At 64.0% G+C, this 19,819-nt stretch carries 15 protein-coding genes; 8 read left to right on the plus strand and 7 right to left on the minus strand.

The window, feature by feature from the left end; all coding sequences use genetic code 11:
* Window positions 1-28: 28 nt before the first annotated feature.
* On the minus strand, window positions 29-1,192 hold the full coding sequence (locus LRS08_RS11790) for an alpha-hydroxy-acid oxidizing protein (protein WP_257843516.1): 1,164 nt from the start codon (window positions 1,190-1,192) through the stop codon (window positions 29-31).
* Window positions 1,193-1,409: 217 nt separating this feature from the next.
* Here LRS08_RS11790 and LRS08_RS11795 point away from each other — a divergent pair, with 217 nt between their 5' ends.
* From LRS08_RS11795 to LRS08_RS11805, 3 genes are read left to right on the plus strand one after another with little or no spacing between them, the layout of a single operon-like run.
* Window positions 1,410-2,183: a sugar phosphate isomerase/epimerase family protein gene (locus LRS08_RS11795; RefSeq protein ID WP_257843515.1), complete on the plus strand. Its 774-nt coding sequence runs from the start codon at window positions 1,410-1,412 to the stop codon at window positions 2,181-2,183.
* A 51-nt stretch (window positions 2,184-2,234) separates the two neighbouring features.
* The gene (locus tag LRS08_RS11800; protein ID WP_260480757.1) at window positions 2,235-3,203 is read left to right on the plus strand and encodes a sugar phosphate isomerase/epimerase family protein; all 969 of its coding nucleotides are present in this window, start codon (window positions 2,235-2,237) and stop codon (window positions 3,201-3,203) included.
* Between the two features lie 19 nt (window positions 3,204-3,222).
* Window positions 3,223-4,146 carry a sugar phosphate isomerase/epimerase gene (locus tag LRS08_RS11805; RefSeq protein WP_260480758.1) on the plus strand — a complete coding sequence of 308 codons (924 nt, stop codon included), beginning with the start codon at window positions 3,223-3,225 and terminating at the stop codon, window positions 4,144-4,146.
* A gap of 455 nt (window positions 4,147-4,601) precedes the next feature.
* On the opposite strand, the gene LRS08_RS11810 is transcribed toward LRS08_RS11805, so the two are convergent.
* Genes LRS08_RS11810 through LRS08_RS11820 form a run of 3 tightly spaced genes read right to left on the minus strand, consistent with a single transcriptional unit; the run spans window position 4,602 to window position 8,803 of the window.
* Complete coding sequence (locus LRS08_RS11810; RefSeq protein WP_257843511.1) at window positions 4,602-6,086, minus strand: efflux transporter outer membrane subunit; 1,485 nt, start codon at window positions 6,084-6,086, stop codon at window positions 4,602-4,604.
* Between the two features lie 7 nt (window positions 6,087-6,093).
* Window positions 6,094-7,650, minus strand: coding sequence for a DHA2 family efflux MFS transporter permease subunit (locus LRS08_RS11815; protein ID WP_374580306.1), 1,557 nt, complete (start codon window positions 7,648-7,650; stop codon window positions 6,094-6,096).
* On the minus strand, window positions 7,610-8,803 hold the full coding sequence (locus LRS08_RS11820) for an HlyD family secretion protein (RefSeq protein ID WP_260480759.1): 1,194 nt from the start codon (window positions 8,801-8,803) through the stop codon (window positions 7,610-7,612). Before LRS08_RS11820 ends, LRS08_RS11815 begins: the two co-directional genes overlap by 41 nt.
* A 140-nt stretch (window positions 8,804-8,943) precedes the next feature.
* Here LRS08_RS11820 and LRS08_RS11825 point away from each other — a divergent pair, with 140 nt between their 5' ends.
* The 5 genes from LRS08_RS11825 to LRS08_RS11845 all read left to right on the plus strand — a co-directional run bounded on the left by LRS08_RS11825 (window position 8,944) and on the right by LRS08_RS11845 (window position 15,202).
* Window positions 8,944-9,375 (plus strand): MarR family winged helix-turn-helix transcriptional regulator, encoded by a 432-nt coding sequence (locus tag LRS08_RS11825; RefSeq protein ID WP_257843508.1) that lies wholly within the window; start codon window positions 8,944-8,946, stop codon window positions 9,373-9,375.
* A gap of 10 nt (window positions 9,376-9,385) precedes the next feature.
* Window positions 9,386-10,984: an ABC1 kinase family protein gene (locus tag LRS08_RS11830; protein WP_257843507.1), complete on the plus strand. Its 1,599-nt coding sequence runs from the start codon at window positions 9,386-9,388 to the stop codon at window positions 10,982-10,984.
* A gap of 780 nt (window positions 10,985-11,764) precedes the next feature.
* The gene (locus tag LRS08_RS11835; protein WP_260480760.1) at window positions 11,765-13,888 is read left to right on the plus strand and encodes a HigA family addiction module antitoxin; all 2,124 of its coding nucleotides are present in this window, start codon (window positions 11,765-11,767) and stop codon (window positions 13,886-13,888) included.
* Window positions 13,885-14,949, plus strand: a complete 1,065-nt coding sequence (locus LRS08_RS11840) for a BsuBI/PstI family type II restriction endonuclease (RefSeq protein ID WP_257843505.1) — start codon at window positions 13,885-13,887, stop codon at window positions 14,947-14,949. The genes LRS08_RS11835 and LRS08_RS11840 overlap by 4 nt, the downstream gene beginning before the upstream one ends.
* A gap of 4 nt (window positions 14,950-14,953) precedes the next feature.
* Window positions 14,954-15,202, plus strand: a complete 249-nt coding sequence (locus LRS08_RS11845) for a DUF3489 domain-containing protein (protein WP_257843504.1) — start codon at window positions 14,954-14,956, stop codon at window positions 15,200-15,202.
* On the opposite strand, the gene LRS08_RS11850 is transcribed toward LRS08_RS11845, so the two are convergent.
* The 3 genes from LRS08_RS11850 to LRS08_RS11860 all read right to left on the minus strand — a co-directional run bounded on the left by LRS08_RS11850 (window position 15,199) and on the right by LRS08_RS11860 (window position 19,432).
* Complete coding sequence (locus LRS08_RS11850; RefSeq protein WP_260481677.1) at window positions 15,199-17,088, minus strand: UvrD-helicase domain-containing protein; 1,890 nt, start codon at window positions 17,086-17,088, stop codon at window positions 15,199-15,201. The genes LRS08_RS11845 and LRS08_RS11850 overlap by 4 nt on opposite strands.
* Window positions 17,088-18,734, minus strand: a complete 1,647-nt coding sequence (locus tag LRS08_RS11855) for an ATP-dependent endonuclease (protein ID WP_374580301.1) — start codon at window positions 18,732-18,734, stop codon at window positions 17,088-17,090. The genes LRS08_RS11850 and LRS08_RS11855 overlap by 1 nt, the downstream gene beginning before the upstream one ends.
* 164 nt (window positions 18,735-18,898) lie before the next feature.
* Window positions 18,899-19,432, minus strand: coding sequence for an ATP-binding protein (locus LRS08_RS11860; RefSeq protein ID WP_257843501.1), 534 nt, complete (start codon window positions 19,430-19,432; stop codon window positions 18,899-18,901).
* Window positions 19,433-19,819 lie beyond the last annotated feature (387 nt).

A 19,819-nucleotide genomic window follows, 5' to 3' on the forward strand; every position in this document is an offset into this window, starting at 1 on the left:
ATCGGGCTTTTATGAGACGGTTTGGATATTACGGAAGGCGCACGGCACCCGCCTCACGCAGCGCCGCGATGCTCGGAAAACCGTCGACCGCCATCAGCAGATCAGCCTCGGCCAGGATCGATCGCAGCACATGCGCTGCCCCCTCGGCGCCGCCGAGCGCGAGGCCGTAGCAATAGGGGCGACCCACGCCGACCGCAGTTGCGCCCAGCGCCAGCGCCTTGGCGACGTCGCTGCCGGAGCGGATGCCTGAATCGAACAGCACCGGCACAGTGTCCGCCGCCGCGACCACATCGGGCAACAGGTCGATCGCCGCGATTCCGCCATTGGCCTGCCGCCCGCCATGATTGGAGCAATAGATGCCGTCCGCCCCCTCGTCGATCGCGCGGCGCGCATCGTCGGGGTGGCAAATGCCCTTGAGCACGATCGGGAGCTTGGTCAGCGACCGCAGCCACTTCATGTCGGCCCAGGTCAGCACCCGCCCGAACGTCGCCGCCCAGGTCATCACCGCCGCGCGCGGGTCCTCCGCCGCGGGCTTGGCAAGCATCTTCCGGAAACGCGGATCGGACCAGTAATTCGACAGGACATGCCCGCGCAACTGCGGAAAGTTTGCGGTGTTGAGGTCGCGCGGCCGCCAGCCGGTCACCCAGGTGTCGAGCGTCACGACGATCGCCTTGTACCCCGCCGCCTCGGCGCGGCTGACCAGACTCGCGGCGAGTTCTGGGTCCTTGGGCGTGTAGAGTTGGAACATCCCCGGCGTGTCGCCCATCGCGGCGGCGACATCCTCCAGCGGGTCGTTGGTCAGCGTGGAGACGGTGAGCGGCACGCCGGTCAGCGCGGCGGCGCGCGCCGCGGCGATGTCGCCATGCCCGTCCTGCGTGCACATGCCCGCCACGCCTACCGGGGCCATGAACAGCGGGGAGGGGAGCTTCAATCCGAACAGATCGACCGACAGGTCGCGGGTCGAACAATCGACCATCATCCGCGGCACGATGCCCCAATGGCGAAAGGCGTCGGCATTGGCGCGCTGCGTCTGCTCGTCACCGCATCCGCCCTGGACATAGGATAGCAAGGACGGCGCCATTGCGGCCTCGGCGCGCTTCTCAAGGGTCGCGAAATCGACCGGGATCGTCGGCACCACGCCCTGCAACCCCGCGCCATAGATCGCATGCTGATAGTCGCCGAAATGCGGCATCGAATCCTCCCCCGGGGCTTCCGCTTCGCGCGGAATGACTGGTGCCCGGCTGGGGTCGAAGCTAACGCCAAGCCTCGACGTTTAGAAGTCACACCCATTCCGACCTTGATCTTTTGGCGAAGATCCGTATCGGGGGAGCGACAAAATAGCGGGATTGAGCCCGCCAGGCATACGAGTGCGTGACGCACCACGGGGCCGTGGAATGGGAAGGGATCCTATGTCTGCGGCTTATCAACTATCCTCCTGCATCGAATGGCAGTTCGCCGACGCCGGCGCGCTCGATGCGCGCGTGCGGGCGGCCAAGGCGGCCGGCTTTGCGCTGGCCGAATTCCACCTGTGGCGCGACAAGCCGATCGATGCGCTCGCCGCCGCGCTCGACGAAACCGGCGTGCGGCTCACCAGCCTGTGCGTCGACCCGCGCCGCTCGATCGTCGACCCGGCGCAGCGCGATGAGATGGTCACAGCGGTGCGCGAAACGATCGCCGCGACCGAGATTCTCGGCAAGCCGAACCTGATCGTCGCCTCGGGCTTCCGGGTCGAGGGGATGAGCGAGGAAGAGCATTTCGCCAATGCCGTCACCGCCCTGCGCGCGGCGGCGGATGCGGCGGAGGAGGCGGGCGTCATGCTGCTGCTCGAGCCGCTCAACACGCAATTGTTTGCCACCATGTATCTCGTCAGCACCAAGCTCGGCCTCGATCTGGTCGAAGCGGTGGGCAGTCCGAACCTGCGCTTGCTGTACGATGTCTGGCACAGCGCCGTGATGGGCGAGGACATGGCGGAGGTGCTGGCGGGCCGCATTCACCTCGTCGCGCATGTGCAGGTCGCCGACATGCCCGACCGCAACGAGCCGGGCACCGGCAACCTCGACTGGACCAAGGTCACGCGCACGCTGCGCGACATTGGCTACACCGGCGCCATCGGCCTCGAATATTTCCCGACCATGCCGATGGACCGGTCGCTGGCCCAGTCGCAGCGGATGCTCGCCGACTGACGCCCGCCGGGCCGAGCCTCCTACCGCCGTCGCCGACGGCGCATTATTCAGATGGACGACGCGATGAACCTCGATCGGATTGCGATCAGCCTGGACCTGATCAACCGCCACTATCAGGAGCCGAACCGCAACCGGTTCGAGAGCCGCTATTTCTGGGAAGAACTCTATCCGCTGATCCGCGCGAGCGGGTTTCGATCGATCGAGATCCCCTATGAGCCGGTCTGGCAGTTTGGCGGGCGCAGCGGCGTTCCGATGAACCGCTATTGCATCAACACCAAATATGAGTCGGCCGCCAACTATCGGGCCGTGCTGGCCGACAGCGGCATCGACCAGGTCGCGGGCGTGACGTTCGACCCCAATTTGTTCATGCGGAACGACAATCTCGATTTCTTCTTCGGCGCGAGCGGACATTTCGCGGGCGAGGCGCTGGCGCACGCCGCCGATCTGGGGGCCGACTATTTCGCGATCAGCCCGTCGCCCTGTTACGGGCGCGTCGCGCACTATCACCCCGATATCGAGGCTAAGCGCGCGACCTTTACCGAGCGGACCCTCCAGTTGCTGGGCGGTTTGGCGGAAAAGGCGGACGCAGCGGGCGTCACCCTGGTGCTGCGCAATGAATATTGGAGCCTGTTCCGTGGCGAGGATGTCCGGCCCTTGCTCGACGCGCTGCCCGACAGCGTGAAGCTCGACGTCGATGTGGCGAGCCTGACGATCGCCGGCGTCGATCCAGCGGCGTTCATCGAAGCGCAGCAGGGCCGCATCGGCTGTGTGCACCTCACCGACACCCAATTCGTCGATCCGGGCGATGTGTGGAAAAGCGCGAACCCTGAATTCCCGGCGCAGCGCGCGACGCAGGTATTCCGCGATCCGGGCACCGGCAATGTCGATCTGGCCGGCGTGGTTCGGCTGCTCGATCGCCTGAACTACACCGGCCCGGTCGTGTGCAGCGCGCGTCAGACCCGCGATCCCTTCCGCGCGCTGCTGCGCACCCGCGCCCTTCTCAACCAGTTGCAGAACTAAGTCGGACGGAGCCTCCGCCATGCCCAATATCCGCTACGCCAACATGTGCCATTGGAAGACCATTCCGTATCGGCAGATCGACAATTTTCGCGAATTTTATTATGAGGATAAGACGAATACCGCCTATTATTCGGACTGGGACACCATCCTGAAATACCAGTCGGCGCTGGGGTTCGAGGGGATCGAGATCGCACCCTGGGATCTGGCGGATATCCTCCCGCTGTTCGGATCGCCCGAGAAGTTCACAGCCTTCGCGAAGGAACGCGGGGTCGAGGTGATCGGCATGTTCCATGGCGCCCATGCCTCGCACGACGCCGGCCATTTCGACGAAGCCGTGCGGGCCGGCCGGGAGGCGGTGGACACGATCGTCAAGTTCGGCGGCACCTACATGAACACCTGTCCGACGCAGAATTATTGCGGGACCGGGCCGCTGAGCCGGGACGAAGTGCAGCAATGCGCAAAGGTGATGAACGAGATCGGTCGCTATGCCACCGATCACGGCGTCAAGATCGGCCTGCACAACGAGTTTTTCTGTGCGATCAACATCGAGAACCACCGCGAGCTGATCGAATCGACTGACCCGAAGCTGGTGCATTATTGCATCGACACGGCCCAGATTTCGATCATGGGCGAAGACCTGCTGACCTTCTACAATGACTATCACGACCGGATCAGCACCTTCCACCTCAAGGACACCGGCTCGGCGCGCCAGCCCGACAGCGTCCGCTACGCACGCGATCCCGAGATTACCGACGATGGCACACGCTGGTTCTGGGAGCCGGGTCTGGGTGAACTCGATCTCAAGGGACTGTACCGGCTGCTCAAGCAGCACGCGTTCAAGGGCTGGATGTCGATCGAGTATGACGGCTCGCCCGATCTCCTCGCCTCCATGGCGCTGACCCGCTACCACCTCGATAACGAGTTGCGGCCCATCTACGATTGAGCGGTGATGGCCCGGCGCGACAACAGGGTCCGTCGGGCGGGGGGCGTGTACGGGATGACCGGCTGATTGGCGCCCCGCGCTGGACAAACATAACGAATACGAATCGCCGTTTACACTACCATAGAACCGCTGCTTGGCGACGGCTATCGACATGCGCCGCACTGCGGCGCCGCTGGCCCTGTGAAAAGCAAAGGTTGGCCCAAGCGGATCGTCCGCTTTGCGAAGGCAAGGCAATGAAGCGGACCTCTATACGGATATTTCCACCCCGTTGGCTGTGACCGGGCGCGCCCCGGGCGTCCCTAATCAAGTTGCATGCACCTGCCCCCCGCCCCGCAACAGGTGGCATGCCAACTCTAATAAAATGCGAATTTGCCCCTCGAGTGAAGCCAACGTGGGGACGGTTTTGCTTGTCGCTGTCGAGTGTATCCTTGATGTCTTACTCGTGCGGCAGCTTCTCAAGTTGCTCCGCTGGCTTCGCTCCATCCCAGCCCAAGCGACTTCTGAACCGCGACGTAGCTGGCAGTGAGCGCTGCGACGGCGCTGCGCAGGTTGGCCTCTGCGAGCAGACGCTGGCGCTCGGCGTCGAGGCTGTCGCCCAGCGAAATGACGCCACGCTCGTAGCGCTGCCGCATGAGCGCGGCCGACTGCTCTGCCGACCGACTGATCTCGGCGAGGGCGGCGACGGTGCGCCTTTGCTGTGCGAAGCGGGAGAGTGACGTCTCGGCGTCCTGCAGCGCGCCGAGCACGACCTGCCGATACTGCGCCTCGGCCTCGTCGCGGCCGGCGCGGGTCTGCGCGATCGCAGCCGACGTTCGCCCGAAGTCGAGCAGGCCCCACTGGAGCTGGGGGACGGCAATCTTCGAGATGTTGCCGAGGTCGACCAGGTCTCCGATCGTCGTTCCACCGATACCGAGGATTCCCATGAAGCTGATCTTGGGAAAACGGGCCGCTTCGGCCACTCCGATGCGCGCCGTCGCGGCCGCTAGGTTGCGCTCGGCAGCGCGGATGTCCGGCCGGCGGCGGAGGAGCGAGACAGGATCGCCGATGGCGACGCTGTCCGGCGGCAGCGGAATGTCCCGCGGAGGCGCCAACAGCGGATCGAGCGATCCCGGCGCCTCACCCGCAAGCGCGGCCAGCGCGTTGAGGTAGATCTCGATCTCGGCTTCGGCAGCGGCGAGATCACTGCTCGTTGCCTGCACGGCGCGGTCCGCCTGGCCGACGGTGAAGGCCGGAACCGTGCCCCGCCGGAAGCGCTGCTGCGCAAGCTCGAGCTGCTGCTGCTGGAGCTCGAGGGCGCGGTGCAGGGCGGCGGCGCGCTGCTGCCGGTCGCGAAGGTTGGTGTAGGTTTGCGCCACTTCCGCGGTCAGCTGGACCTGCGCGTCCGCCGCGTTGTAGGCGGCCGCGGCGGCCAGCGCATTGGCCGCCTCGATTGTTCGCACCTGCCCGCCGGCAAGGTCGATCTCCCAGTTGGCGTTCAGCCCCAGATTGTAGAACCGCAGGGATGTGTCCTGGTCCTGTGCCGACGGCGCCGGAGCCGGAGCTGGCGTTGGCGTCGGCGTTGGGGTGCCTCCCTGGCCTGACTGGAGGTCGATCCCGGGGAGATCGGCGAACACGGCTGTCCCTTGAGCGCCCGCAGTCGGAAAGAGGTTGCCGCGCTCCTGACGAACCGACGCTCGGGTCTGGCGGATTCTCGCTTGCGCGGCCTCCAAAGAAGGGTTGGCCGCAAGCACGCGCCGCTCAAGCTCGTCCAGCACCGGGTCCTGAAGCGTCGTCCACCAGGTGGCGACGGCCGGCTCGTTCGGTACCGCACCTGGTGCCTGACGGGCAAACGTGGCTTTGGGGGTGGCGCGGCCGAGCTCCGGCGGTCCAGCATAATCCGGGCCGACGACGCATCCGGCGAGGAGCAGTGGAGAAAGGATGAGAAATCGGAACTTGGACATTTGAGCCTCAGTGCATGGAAAGCGACAGCCCCTTGGGCAGCGGACGAAGGAACAATACGAGCGGAACGGTCAGGAGCGTCAGCAAGCCCATTCCCCAAAAGATGTCGTTGTAGGTCATCACGAAGGCCTGCTGCTGGATGGTTCCGGCGAGCGACTGAAAGGCTGCCTCCATGCTTCCGAGTGAATGCGCGAGCCCTCCAAGATAGTCCTGGACCTGCCACTGGTTGGCCGGCAGCGTCTCTTCGATGCGGCGGCTGTGGAGCCACATGCGCTGGTCCTGGAATGAAGCCAGCGCTGCCAGGGCGAATGACCCTCCCAGGTTCCGGGCGGCATTGAAGATGCCCGATGCGTCGCCTGCGTCCTCCTTGCTTACCGACGCGATCGTCGCCTGATTCAAGAAGAGCATGGTCAGGATCATGCCCACTCCGCGTATCAGCTGTCCTTGCGTGAAAGCTTCGCCGCCTGATTCTGCTGTTAAGCTGGTGCTTACGAAACAGCTGATGGCCATGATCGCCAACCCAGCGCCGACAGCGATCCTGATGTCGATCAGCCGGATCATGAAAGGAATGAACGGCATCAACAGGAAGGCAGGAACACCCATGAGGAAGATGACCTGCCCTGTCTGGAGGGCATTATAGTCAGCGATCAGCGCCAGGAACTGCGGAATGACGAACATCGAGCCGTACATCACCATTCCCAGCGCCAGCGCCATGACGACGACGCTGCCGAACTGACGACTGAGGACCAGCCGAAGCTTCAACACAGGCCTTGCCGCCCAGAGCTGCCCGATTCCCAACAGCACAAAGCCGACCACCGTCACAATCGTCAGCTGGACGATGAGCGGCGACTCGAACCATTCCTCGCGATGGCCCTCTTCAAGCACGACGGTCAGCCCTCCCAGGCCGAGGATCATGCCGATGATGCCGAGCCAGTCCGCCTCGCGCAGATATACCCAGTTCGTTCGTTCGTGCGGAAGGCCGAGCAGCAGGAGCAGCAGCAGCAGCGCGCAAACGGGTACGTTGACGAAGAAGGCGTAATGCCAGCTTAGATTCTCGGTCAGCCATCCGCCCAGAAGCGGGCCCAGAACCGGCCCCAGGATCACGGTCATCCCGAACAGGGCCATCCCGATTGGCTGCTGGTGTGGCGGAAGGCGCTTGGCAACGATCGTCATCGCGGTTGGGATCAACAACCCTCCCATCAGGCCCTGACCAGTGCGGCCTATGATCATCGTCGTCAGGTCCGTCGCGACGCCGCACAGGATCGAAAAGCCGGTAAAGGCAGTCACGGCGATAAGAAGCAGGGTCCTCAGTCCGAGAAGACGCTCGAGCCAGGCGCTCAATGGAATGACGACGATCTCGGCGACGAGAAAAGAGGTCGCGATCCAGGTTCCCTCGGTGCCGGTTGCGCCGATCTCGCCCTGGATCGTGGGCAGCGCCGAGTTGACGATAGAGATGTCCAGGGTCGCGAGCAGCGCCCCCAGCGCGCCCGCGGCCACGGCAATCCACGCCGTCGCGTCGGCTCTCTCAGGACGCGCTGCACCTGCGGGAGCTGCGGCTGTCGCCACCGCTTAACGCTCCCGGCTCGTGGCCCGTCAGAATCCTGTCCAGCTCTCCTTTGGCCGACCGTGTGTCGACGGTGACTTCCACCGACATTCCCGGGACGAGGAGTCGCCGCACTGCGGGAGGCGCGTCGATCGCTATGCGAACTGGCACGCGCTGCACGATTTTCGTGAAGTTGCCGGTCGCGTTCTGCGGCGGAAGGACGGAGAACTGCGCGCCGGTACCCGGAGCAAAGCTTGCCACGCGCCCGGTGAGCTCAACGCCGGGAAGCGCATCCACCTCGATGCTGACCGGCTGGCCGACCCGCATGAGGCCGAGTTGGGTCTCCTTGAAGTTCGCCTCGATGAACAAGCGGTCGACGGGCACCAAGGTCATCAGTCGGGTGCCGGGCTGGACGAACTGCCCGACGCGAACAGCGAGGTCACCGACCCGGCCGCTGATGGCCGCCCTGAGCAGGGTCGACTCCACGTTAAGGCGAGCAGCGGCGAGTTGCGCCCGCGCGGAGTCGGCCTGCGATTGAGCCTGCCGGATCTGCGCGCCGAGCGTGCCGACCCGCCGCTGCGCGCCAACCAGGCCTGCTCGTGCAGCATCGGCCCGCTCGCGTGCCTGTCTGGCCTGTGTCTGGAGTTGGGCGAGCCGTTCGCGCGGCTCGGCGCCGGATTCGGCAAGAGGCTGGTAGCGCGCGACCTGCTGCGCCGCGAACGCGGCTTCGGCGCGTGCGGCGTCGAGTTGCGCCTGCGCCTGTGCGATCGCGGCCTGCTGCTCCGCAATCTGGGACCGCGTGGTGTCGGCCGTCGCTGTGGCCGCGCCGATCTGGCTGGTGATCTGCTCGGATTGCGCTCGATACTCACGCGGGTCGAGTTCGGCCAGTGGTTGGCCCTGCCGAACCGTTTGGTTCTCGGTAACCAGGACGCGCTCGACATAGCCGGCGATCTTCGGCGCCACGACAACCGAGTCTGCGGCAATGTACGCGTTATCGGTGCCCTGCATGTATATTCCGCGGCTCTGGCGATCGGAATACCAGATGAGGCCGGCAACGAGGACCGCGACTGCGCCAATGAGCAGCGCCAGCCGCACCCGTGGCGACTTGAGCGGGGAACTCCGGCGCTCTCCGGTGTTTTCAGTTTCTGCCGCCGCGACTGTCGATTGATCGGCCATGCCAGGATTCGTCCACTTCCGGGATTGAGGCGCGCGCCCTTGCCACACCGACTGAAACTAAGGCAATACCGTATTATATGGAACCTCACGAACAGCGTTTACGATCGATTGCCACGACTTTCGGCTGGACGTGGTACAGGATGCGGCGTTTGATCGACGCGCATCTCGCCGCTCACGGCGCATCGATGGCCCGGCTGAAGCTTCTTGCTTTCCTTGTGGAGCAGCCGCGCCGATCGACCGACATCGCCAGCTTTTTCGATCATGCGCCACGTACTGTGACCCAGGCGATCGACTCGCTTGAGCAGGCTGGCCTGGTCACGCGGTTGCCGGTCCCCGGCGACCGTCGTGCCAAGCTCGTGCAGATCACGGATGCCGGCAGGGCGATGCTGGAACAGGGCATGCCGCTCTACGACGGCATTGTGGCCCAGACCTTCGGCAGCCTGACCGTGGAAGAGCTTGCGGGATTGGACGGCGCTATCGCGCACCTCAGCCGGATCGTGGACGGGCTCGAAGACGAGGCCGGCTTCCGACAGGGTCCGAGCGCCACTCGCGCGGTGGAGAGCCGTGGCTAATCAAGACCTGGTGAACGAGCCTGACAGCGCTGCGCTGAAGGAGCGGGAGCGTTTCGCTCAGATCGCGGTTCTGTTCGGGCGCCACGGCCTCAAGGGCTTGGCCGCGCGCCTCGGCCTGGGGTCCGCCCGCGACGAGCCGATTGAATATGCCCGCCCGGAAGCCGTGGTCGCGCTACTGCGCGACATCGGCCCGGTTGCGGTCAAGTTCGGCCAGATCCTCGCGATGCGCGGCGACCTGCTGGAGCCGGAATGGATCGCGGCGCTCTCGAAGCTGCAGGACCGGGTTCCACCACTGCCGTTCGCCACCGTGCTTCCGCTCATCGAGGAAGCGATCGGCGGGCCGATTGGGAACTGCTTCAGCCATTTCGACGAGAAGGCGATCGCAGCGGCCTCGATCGCCCAGGTCCACGCCGCGACTCTGCTCGACGGGCGGGACGTCATCGTCAAGGTTCGCCGCCCAGGGATCGAGCGGATCGTCGATGCTGACCTGCGGCTCTTACGGCGCCTAGCGCGCATTGCCGAGCGCCGCATTCCCGAGATCGCGCGGCTGAAGCCGGATGAGCTGCTGCGCCACTTCGCCGAAAGCCTCGACCGCGAGATGGACCTCAGCGCCGAAGCTCGCTCCAGCGATTCGATCGGCGCTTTCCTCAAGGACCTGGGCGTTCGAACCGCCCGCTTCGACTGGGAACTGTCTGGCAGGCGCGTCAATATCCAGGAGCGGTTTCGCGGCATCCCGGCGAGCGACCTGGAGGCGGCGCGCCGCGCCAATCTCGATCTCACCGCGCTGGCCAGCACCTATGCCCAGGTGGTGCTGCGCATGATCATCATCAACGGTCACTTCCATGCCGACCCTCATCCGGGGAACGTGTTCTTCCTAGAGGACGGAGCGCTCGGGCTCATCGACTTCGGGGCGGTGGGAACGCTGCTTCCGAAACGGCGCGAGGAACTGGTCCGGCTCGGGCTGGCAATCGCGTCGGAGGACACCGCCGGAGTCGTCGACATTCTCATGCTTTGGGCGGGCGATCCGGACGTCGACCGGATCAGGCTGGAAGAGGCCCTTGCCGAGTTGATCGACCGCTTCAGCAACGTCCTGCTCGAACAGATCGACCTTGGCGACATCTTCCAGCGGGTTTTTGCGCTCCTGCGCGAGTTTCATCTCGCCCTCCCTCCCGATCTGGCCCTGGTGCTCCGTACCCTGCTTACGGCCGAGGGCTTCGTCCGGCGCATCGATCCGTCGTTCGACATGACTCGCGAACTCGCTCCCCTTGCCAGGGAGTTGATGCGGGAGCGGACCAGCCCGGCACGGCTACGCGGCGAAGCGGGCAAGCTGCTCGCCGCGCTGGGGAGAGCGGCGCTATCGACGCCGAGCCTCGTGGGGCAGATTGAGAAGGTCGCCCGAACCGGTACGATCCCGATCAGCATCGCCCCCCGAGACCTCGAGCGGTTGCGCGGTGGGGGGCGGGGCAGCGGCGGCAATCCGCAGCTTTATCCGGCGGCACTCGCGATATGCGCGGCCATCGTCTTTACCTCCGAGCCGCGGCTGGCGGCGCTGCTCGCGCTGCTTTCCGTGGCCCTGGCCATTGCGGACTGGCTGAGGCGGCGGCGATGAGTCCGAGGCGATGTTAAAGCGCTTCTGAGCTGATTGGAATTGCGCGGGGTGAGGTGACATTCCGGATAGTCGGTCACGCTGTTCCCGACCTAGTGCGAGGTAATGCGGCGTTCGGCATCGACAACCATCTTTTAAGCCTCACCGTCCCGGATTTCCGCCCGTGAACAATCCCATTCTGTCTGGGCAAGATCCGCTCTGCGGCACCCTCGCGTTTCTTTCGCGCGTGAGATGCTCCTGAAGGCGTTGAGGTCGTAAGCTGCAGAACATCCCTCGATGAAGTCATTAGCTCCCATCGAGGTCCGCTATCGGCACTCGCCGCGACTTCCGCCACTGCCCGTCTCTGGCGCAAAGCGGCCGCCAAAACTGGCTATTGAAGTATCATTCCGCGATGATCGCCGCTTGCAACATGCCGGCATAGAGGCGGCGGTCCTCAGGCACGGCGCGGCGGCAGTCGACGGTATTTGGCGCCCCGCTCTGGATAAACATAACGAATATGTATCGCCCCTTGCACTACTATAGAGTCGCCGCTCTACGCCGGTTCCCGGTTTACACCGCATTGCGGTGCCGCTGACACTATGAGGGGCAAACGCAGGCCGTTAGCTGACCGGCTAGTTGTGGCGGCTATCGAGGAATAGCGGGCCTCCGGCTACGTGCACCGCTCTGCGCACCTAGCAGGTGACACTATCAACCAATGTGAACGAATGAGGAACAACAGGCTTGTAAAGCGACTCTTTACAGGGCACAGTCGCTGAAATGCCGCAGAAGTAGGGAGGCGGTCATATGCGAGCTGCAGTCCGCGCGATAGAGCCCGGCCATCCTGGTGGATTCGTCAAAAGCGAGATAGTCGAGGCCAACGGCCTGTCTGTGACGGATGCCGCACAGGTGCTCGGTGTGACCCGGCCGGCGCTCTCGGCGCTGCTTAATGGCCGCGCGGACCTGACACCACAAATGGCTGTCCGCATAGAGAAGGCCTTTGGCGTGCCTATCGAGCAGCTGATGGAGATGCAGACCAGCTTTGACATCGCGGAAGTCCGGAAGCGGGCCGACGAAATCAAGGTGGCGCCTTTTAAGTCAACAATGGCTAGGGCGCCGACGGGGGAGGAAGAGATGACAAATTCCAGATCATCCGCGCGCTTGAAAAAACCAGCGCCGATCGACCCGGCCGTTGCCATCGACTCCAAGCGCGTCGAGCTGGCGCGCGCCCGCGTCATGGCGCGGGCCTGGGCAGAAACGATCGCGGAGACACGCCGCACCGACCAGGCAGCCCTTTTCGCACGGGCAGCGATTGAGGCATTTGCCGCCTGTGTGGCGCCCCAGCTGACCCTCAGTCCGCCCTTTGTGACGGTGCGCGGAAAGCTCGACACGACCGCGCGCCAGCTCGCCACATCCGTCGGGCGCGAGGCTGCGATGCTGCCGATCGTGGAAGGTGGCCACTTCCTGACCAGCCTCTACACGACGCTACTGCCGGGGGAGCGTAGCGCCCTCGGGGCATTTTACACGCCTCCGGCGCTGACCCAGCGCCTTCTCGATCTCGCCGGCGAAGGTGGCGTCGATTGGTCAAGCGCGCGTGTGCTTGACCCGGCGAGTGGCGGCGGCGCCTTTCTTCTGGAAGCCGCGTCCCGCATGCGCCGGGCGCTCGAAGGCAGCGAACCGGCTTTTATCCTTGCGCAGCTCGGCACTCGTCTTTCGGGCCTCGAACTTGATCCGCACGCGGCATCGCTCTCACAGGCCGCGCTTGAAATCTTCCTATCTGACCTCAGTACGGCGAGCGGCCGCGCCGCGCCGATCTTCGTGAAGGTCTGCGACACGCTCGAAGAGACGCCCGTGGCGCAATATGACTTGGTGATCGGCAATCCACCTTACGGGCGCGTGACCCTCTCGGCCGCGCAACGCGCCCGCTATGCACGCAGCCTGTACGGTCATGCCAACCTGTATGGCGTATTCACCGATGTTGCGCTGCGATGGACGCGGCCAGGCGGTGTGATCGCCTACCTGACGCCTACAAGCGTTCTAGGCGGGCAGTATTATACTGCATTGCGTCAGCTTCTCGCCGCCGAGGCTCCGCCCGTCGCGATAGATTTCGTCCATGCGCGCCGTGGCGTCTTCGAGGATGTGTTGCAGGAAACCCTGCTCGCGCTCTACCGCAAGGGCGGAAAGCGCGATCGTTTCCAAGTCCACTATCTCAATGTCGATAACGAGCGCGAAGCGCGCCTAACCAAGAATGGCAAGGTCGGCCTTCCAATCAACGCCGGCGCGCCTTGGCTTGCGCCCCGCGAGCCCGGCCATGTGGGGTTGATCAAGGCGGCCGAAGGCATGGCCGCGCGCCTGTCGGATTGGGGATATGGCGTTTCGACCGGCCCGCTCGTGTGGAACAGGTTCAAGTCTCAGATGCGCACCCGCGCGGCGCGCGGGCTGCATCCACTGATTTGGGCGGAAGCGGTGACGGCCGACGGGCGCTTCGTCTTCCGGGCGCAGAAGAAGAATCATGCACCCTATTTCAAGACGGAAGCGGGGGATGAGTGGCTCGTAGTAAACCAACGGTGCGTCCTCGTGCAGCGCACCACGGCCAAGGAGCAACTGCGCCGTCTCATCGCGGCCGAACTGCCGCAGGCCTTCATCGACACGCACGGCGGGGTGATTGTCGAAAACCACCTGAACATGGTGCGGGCGCTCGGAAAGCCGATCGTGACGCCCGCTGCCGTCGCCGCCGTCCTCAACAGCGATGTGGTCGATCAAGTATTTCGTTGCATTAGCGGTAGCGTCGCCGTCTCGGCGTTTGAGTTAGAGGCCATTCCGCTACCGCCCGCGTCGGCCATGGCGCCGATTGAGCGGCTTGTCGCTAATGGCTCTCCGCGCGGGGCAATCGAAAAGGCCCTGCGTGGTCTCTATGGCCTCAAAGCATGACGCTGCCAGCACTCCTGCCCTGGAATGAGATCCACGGCCGCCTACCCGAAATATTCCCGGAGGGTTTGCAAAACCGCGAGCACTCGATTTGGGAAATCTCGGCCAAGACAATCTTCGTGATGCTCTACACTGGCGCTATCGAAGGCGCAGACCGCTGGATTCGCCCTGATCAGGTCACGCGTATGACCGATGAACAGGCGGCGCAGACGGATGATGAGGCACGCGACGCTTGGGCGAGGTTCTCCATCAAGCCAAGCAAGGCTGACGTGCCCGGCCGCTGGTATGCGGTGAACACGCGGGAATCGATCCGTGACGACACGATCCGGTATGCGCTTATCCAGAATGGCGCCGTGATTGAGCGTCCCGGCCTCTCCACCACGTCGCCGGCGGGGCGCTATGCCCTGCAGGGCGATTTCGCGGGCCTGCTGTCGCCAGGTCTCGATAATGCCACGTTCATTGCGAAAGCAGCCGCTTGGCGGGAAAAGCACCTCAACGCGGGTGCGCTAGCGCGGATTGCGATTGTCCGCAGGGGCGCGGCCGGCGGTGGCGCGTACGAACTTGTGACGTTTCCCAACGGCGAAACCCGCCGCATGACGACGGGGCCGAGCGCCGACATTTCCAAGGCTGTAATCGAGGTTTTCGCGCCCAAGTTCCTGCAAAAGCCGGGCGTGATCACGTTGAGCGAGAGCGGCAATAAGGTGGTCGCAAGGGATGACGAACTGGCCAAGGCGATTGGCTTGACGATCCCGTCCGACAAGAGCCTCCCTGACATCGTGCTGGTCGATCTCGGCCCAGCGCATCCGCTACTGATCTTCGTCGAAGTCGTGCATACAGACGGCCCCGTCAATGACGCACGTAAAGCGGCGCTCCTGCAGATTACGGAGGGGGCCGGCTTTGCACCGCAGCATGTGGCGTTCGTGACAGCATATCTCGATCGCGCGTCACCGACATTCCGCAAGACGGTCAGCAACCTGGCCTGGGGCAGTTACGCTTGGTTCGCATCCGAGCCCGACAGCCTCATCGTATTCAGCGGCAAGCCGCTGCAGATCGAGGGCGGCTGACGGCGTGGCTCGCGTACGTCTTGTGGAGGGCAGCGACGGCGCCCAAGAACGCCAGCCGCGTACGGGAACAAAACAGGCGCTGCTGGTCGCCATGCTGTCGCGGAAAAGCGGTGCAACCATCCGAGAAATTATCGAGGAAACAGGCTGGAAGGCCAACACAGTGCATGCCGCCCTTTCGACTTTGCGGACGTCCGGCCGACAAATCGCAGTTGAGCATGCCGGAAGCGTAAAACGCTATCGCATCATGAACTAGGCGACGATCTCGATCTCCTCTTCGGCGAACCAGCCCTGCTTCACCATCGCAGCCCGCGCGGCGTCGACAGTCTCGGCGTAATAGACGACCGCCAAGCTGTCCTCGGCGCGGCTGCAGGTGACGTAGAACAACCGCCGGGTACGGTCGATCGTCGTCTCCTTGCCGGCCGCCTCGTTCTTGAGATCGGTATCGCTTTTGCCCTTGGCACCGAACAGTTTGTCATAGGCGAACATGAAGCCCCGCGCTTCCTCATCGCTGACGATCACCATCACGCGAGGGAACTCCAAGCCCTTGACGCCCTGATGCGTGTCGAATCTGGAAGTGCCGCTAACATAGCGATCGTACCGCTCGATTTCGTCAAGCGGCGCTTCGAGCGCCTGACGCCATCCCCCAAGTTCAGTCTTTAGATTCAGCTCCTCCTCGTCCGTGCCCGAGGCTCCTTCGTCGTCCGTGGGTTCGTCCGGCACCGTGAAGGGGGCCAGCACGTCGGGAATCGTGAAAAGCCGCGTCTCGGCGATGTAGCGCAGCACCTCTCGCGCCGTTGGCATGGCATGGCCCGAAACCAAGGCCAGCAGACCATCGCATGCCGCCTTCGCGGCGGCGAGTACCTCGGCCTGGCCTTCGCCAGCCTCCTCAAGCGCCTTGCTGTCGAGGAGCGGCGACGTCTTGCGAACGATCGATGCGACCGCGAACCGGTCGGCAGCTCGTAATGCTTCGACGAGCGGCAGAACCTCGCGCGTGAAAAAGCCGATCCCGGCCCCCGTGCCCTGTAGGAAGCTCGTTCTAATCCGCTCGACGGCGTAAAGGGGGCCGAAGAACCGTTCGAACCCGAAACGCCTAGCGGACATTAGGTGCTCGAGCGCGAGCGTCTTGATGGCGTCGGAGCCTTCGGACCAACCTTCGTCGCCGGTGATCGCCTGCATTCGAGCGGCGACCGCCGCTTCCGTTGCCGACTTGTCCGCCCTCTGCGGCGCGATGAACAAGCGCACGGTGCCGGCTGCGGCATCGCTCCGCGGCAGCTGCTTTTCGCCATCGTCATCTTGCCGGACGCGGTTGATCAACTCCACCACCCTTGTCGGGCAGCGATGGTTCATGCTCTTGCGCGGCCGAGCCCAGGCCTCCGGAATGGCTTCCGCCAAGCGCTCTTTCCCGTCCGCGTAGATCCTTTGCATCATGTCGCCGAAGAGCCCGAGGCAGAACGTGTCCCGATGCGCCGCCTCGACGTCGAGCAGCACATCCATGAGTTGGCGGCTGGTGTCCTGACTTTCGTCAATCAACAGCACGGGGAACCGCGTGACGAGAAGACGACGCAAGCCCGGCTTGGAGGCGAGGAAATCGGCCGTCATGGCGATCACCTCGGCGTGATTCAGAGAGTCGCGCGTTTGGTTGTCGCCGGTCGGGCTGTAGATAAAGCGGATGATCGACCCCAGGTTCTCGTGTCGGTGTCGCTTGCTCTCGATCGAACGGGCTCGATCGGCGGCCGCCTTGCTGGCCGCGCGCCCTTTCGCCTGCGCTTCCTCCAACTCCGCAATGTCCTGGAGCAGCCGGCCGGCTAGCCATCCCCGGATGTCGTTGTCGTAGCCGGAGATCAGAGACCAGGCGAAAGCATGGATAGTCGACACTTCGACGCGCGGATCGAACTCCAAGCGCTGCTTGATCTCGTCGCAGGCCGCATTGGTGTAGGTGATCACGCCGATCTTCTGGCCGCTCAGCGACAGATCGCGACCTTGCCGTTCACAAACCGTTCGAATGGCCTCGACTAGCGAACGCGTCTTCCCTGACCCTGCGCCCGCATAGACGAAGAAGCTGCGTGGCTTGGCGATATCTAGACAGCCGATAATCGTCTCATCGGCCGCGACGTCGTGGAGATCGTCCGCACCGCTCATCACGCGACCTGCTCTGGCTGCGGTGCGTTCGGCTCGGCAAGCTCGATCTCGGGCAGGATTTCGACCTGCTTCTTCTTCAGTTGCGCCAACAGCCATTCCAGGCCTTCGGCGATGTAGCGTGGTACGACGAGGTCATCGAACCCCTCGGCCTCCAGCACATCAAGGGCAAACTCGGCCTTCTTGCCGTCCTTCAACGCCTGATACATGCGGCCGCCAATCGCGGCGGCACCACCGCCAGCTTCGATCGCCGCCCTGAACTTCCGCACCAGCCCGGTCCCCTCGAACGCCGCGAAGAACGCGATGTTCTCGAACGCAAACGCATCTTCAAAGGTGTACGGAAATGCGGTGTCCGCGCCTGCGGTTCCGGGAGGCGTTACCTTCACGGGCGCCTGATAAGCGACGCGGACTGCAAAGAGCGGATCGCCGTCGGATCGCCGGGTCTTCGCCTTATCATCAGCATCGATGAGCGCGTCAACGTCATCCGTTGCCGGAATCCACGTTTTCAGTGTGGCGTTATTGGTCTTCTGGCCGGTCCCCTTCGCGGGCTGAGCCGAAGCGCCGCCGGTTCCCGTCAATGTGTCTAGGTCCGTGATGACGAGCGTCAGGAGGCCGAGGTGCTCGATCAAGGGCCGCAGCCGGTGAGCGTGGCTTCCCCCGATTTCGAGCAACGTGATGTAGCATTGGTTCAGCTCGTCATAGTGCGCCCGGATGAAGTTCGGGACGAGCATACGCTCTGCCGGCCCTTCCACGAGAATGGCGGCGTCGGCGAAGAATAGGTCGGCGTGTTGCGCGCGAAGGTATCGGGTTACGAACCGTTCCGTCTCGCCATTGGCCCCGAACACCTCCGACATGTTGATCACCGTCGACACGGGCACCTTGGCGGCCATCCCAGCCGGCAGGCGACGAAAGTAGCGGAGACACGAGAACGAGGTCTCGTGGGCGACGTGGCTAGAGTGGGTGCTGACCACGAGCTGGGTGCGCAGCTTCAAATTGTCCCCAAGGTCCTCATGGGCGCGCAGCACGGCGTAAGCCTTTTTGATGAAGACCTGCTGCACCTGCGCGTGAAGGTGCGCCTCCGGCTCCTCAATGAGCACAAGGTGGAGCGGTTCGGTATGAACCGCTGAGATGGTTTTCGAGGCCTTTCCGACGCGCATCCACGCATCGCGGAAGCTCATCAGGCGAAAGATCATCGAGATGAGATTCTGATACCCCAAGCCGTTGTTCGCTTCGGGCAGGCGTAGGATCGGCGTCATTCCGCCGTCCTCGGCGATCACGTCGACCTCGAAGGTGATTGCTGCGCCGTGATTGAGGCCGTCGATCGCCTTCAAACGGGTCGACACGCGCGGCCGGGGGTCGGTCACGCCGGGATAGCCCATGCCCTCGACCTCGGTGAAGGCGGCCTTGAAGCTTTCGGTGAGGCGCTTGTCGAATGCATCCTGCGCGGCTTCGATCGCCTGCAGCGCGCCCAGGTCCTTGGGGTCCGGTCCCTTCGTCGGGTCGAGGTGTTTGGCGTAGTAGCTCTTCAGCTGGTCTGAAAGGCGGCTTCCCGCCGCGGCCGCTGGCGCGTCTTCGTCCTCCTGCGAAGGCTGCTCCTCGCCGAAACCGCGCTGCGCCGGAATGTCGTGCACGCGAATGAGCCCGGCCAAGACATCGCTTCCGATGGGGAGGGAGGTTGGCGGCAGAACCTGGGGCTGGGCCTGGGACTTGGTCGGTTCCACGAGCTTGGCCGGATCGAGCGAGTAAGCCTGAACCGTAAAGTAGGTCGACAGGCGCTTACTGAGGAAGTCGACGAGACTTTCCGGCCAGATCGTCAGCTTGGGGGCGCCGGCGGCGGATCGGCGTCCGGGTGCTCGGCCATTACGGCGGCAATCGCCGCCGCCCGCATCGCCTCGGCATCGCTAAGCGCTCCCATGAAGTCCTTGTAGAGAAGCTTCAGGTCCTTCGGCTCATAGCGGAGTCGCACGCCGAGACTGCCGCCTTCCCAGTCGAGCGTCGGAATGAGGTCGCGCACATGGTGCATCTCGCCGGGTTCGACATGGAGCCAAAGATCCAGCGTTGGCAGGGCCGACGCCCACGGCTCGACGACGAGATCGACAATCTCTTCCTTGTCCCGCGCCTCGACCCAGCTTTTCCCGATGCCGATGATCGTCGGCCAGTGGGAGAGGGTAAAGTCGTGGATCTCGAAGGGGCAGCGCCGCGGCGATAGGAAGCGTCGCAGGGCAAGCATCGCCGAGGTCTTGCCGCTGTTGTTCGCGCCGACAAACAGCGTCGTCGTTGCGGCAAGGTCGACTCGGATCGACAACAGCTTCCGAAAATTGGCAATCTCAACGAACTTGATGTGCATCGTCCCCATCCCCCGGTGTCGGTGCAGTCGTTAACGCGATGTCCGTCGAGTGGACTCGTCCGCACTAGCTCTATGCCCGGACCATTACCTGCCCTGCCAGTATCCATAACTCCAGCGTGCGACGACACGATGCCTGTCGATAGCGACAAGGAAGCGCTTAGCCGCTGTTCTACCCGACACGATTCGAACTTTTCGCCGCCATGCACCGCCGTACCTACGACTATGACAATCCTCAGTTTTCGATGATCGTAGCCTTGGCGGCTTTAGCGTAGAATCGGCGGACTATGGCGGTATTTGGTGCCCCGTGCAGGATAAACATAACGAATACATTTCGCCGTTTTCACTACTCTAGAACCGTCCGAGGCAGTAGCACGCCGCCTCCCCCGC

Origin of the sequence: Sphingomonas sp. J315 (assembly GCF_024666595.1) — a bacterium.
GTDB lineage: Bacteria > Pseudomonadota > Alphaproteobacteria > Sphingomonadales > Sphingomonadaceae > Sphingomonas.

Coding starts and splice junctions, on each gene's coding strand:
- LRS08_RS11790 (WP_257843516.1), bottom strand. CDS start 1,192: ATGCCGCATTTCGGCGACTATCAGCATGCGATCTATGGCGCGGGGTTG.
- LRS08_RS11795 (WP_257843515.1), top strand. CDS start 1,410: ATGTCTGCGGCTTATCAACTATCCTCCTGCATCGAATGGCAGTTCGCC.
- LRS08_RS11800 (WP_260480757.1), top strand. CDS start 2,235: ATGGACGACGCGATGAACCTCGATCGGATTGCGATCAGCCTGGACCTG.
- LRS08_RS11805 (WP_260480758.1), top strand. CDS start 3,223: ATGCCCAATATCCGCTACGCCAACATGTGCCATTGGAAGACCATTCCG.
- LRS08_RS11810 (WP_257843511.1), bottom strand. CDS start 6,086: ATGTCCAAGTTCCGATTTCTCATCCTTTCTCCACTGCTCCTCGCCGGA.
- LRS08_RS11820 (WP_260480759.1), bottom strand. CDS start 8,803: ATGGCCGATCAATCGACAGTCGCGGCGGCAGAAACTGAAAACACCGGA.
- LRS08_RS11825 (WP_257843508.1), top strand. CDS start 8,944: ATGCGGCGTTTGATCGACGCGCATCTCGCCGCTCACGGCGCATCGATG.
- LRS08_RS11835 (WP_260480760.1), top strand. CDS start 11,765: ATGCGAGCTGCAGTCCGCGCGATAGAGCCCGGCCATCCTGGTGGATTC.
- LRS08_RS11840 (WP_257843505.1), top strand. CDS start 13,885: ATGACGCTGCCAGCACTCCTGCCCTGGAATGAGATCCACGGCCGCCTA.
- LRS08_RS11850 (WP_260481677.1), bottom strand. CDS start 17,088: ATGAGCGGTGCGGACGATCTCCACGACGTCGCGGCCGATGAGACGATT.
- LRS08_RS11860 (WP_257843501.1), bottom strand. CDS start 19,432: ATGCACATCAAGTTCGTTGAGATTGCCAATTTTCGGAAGCTGTTGTCG.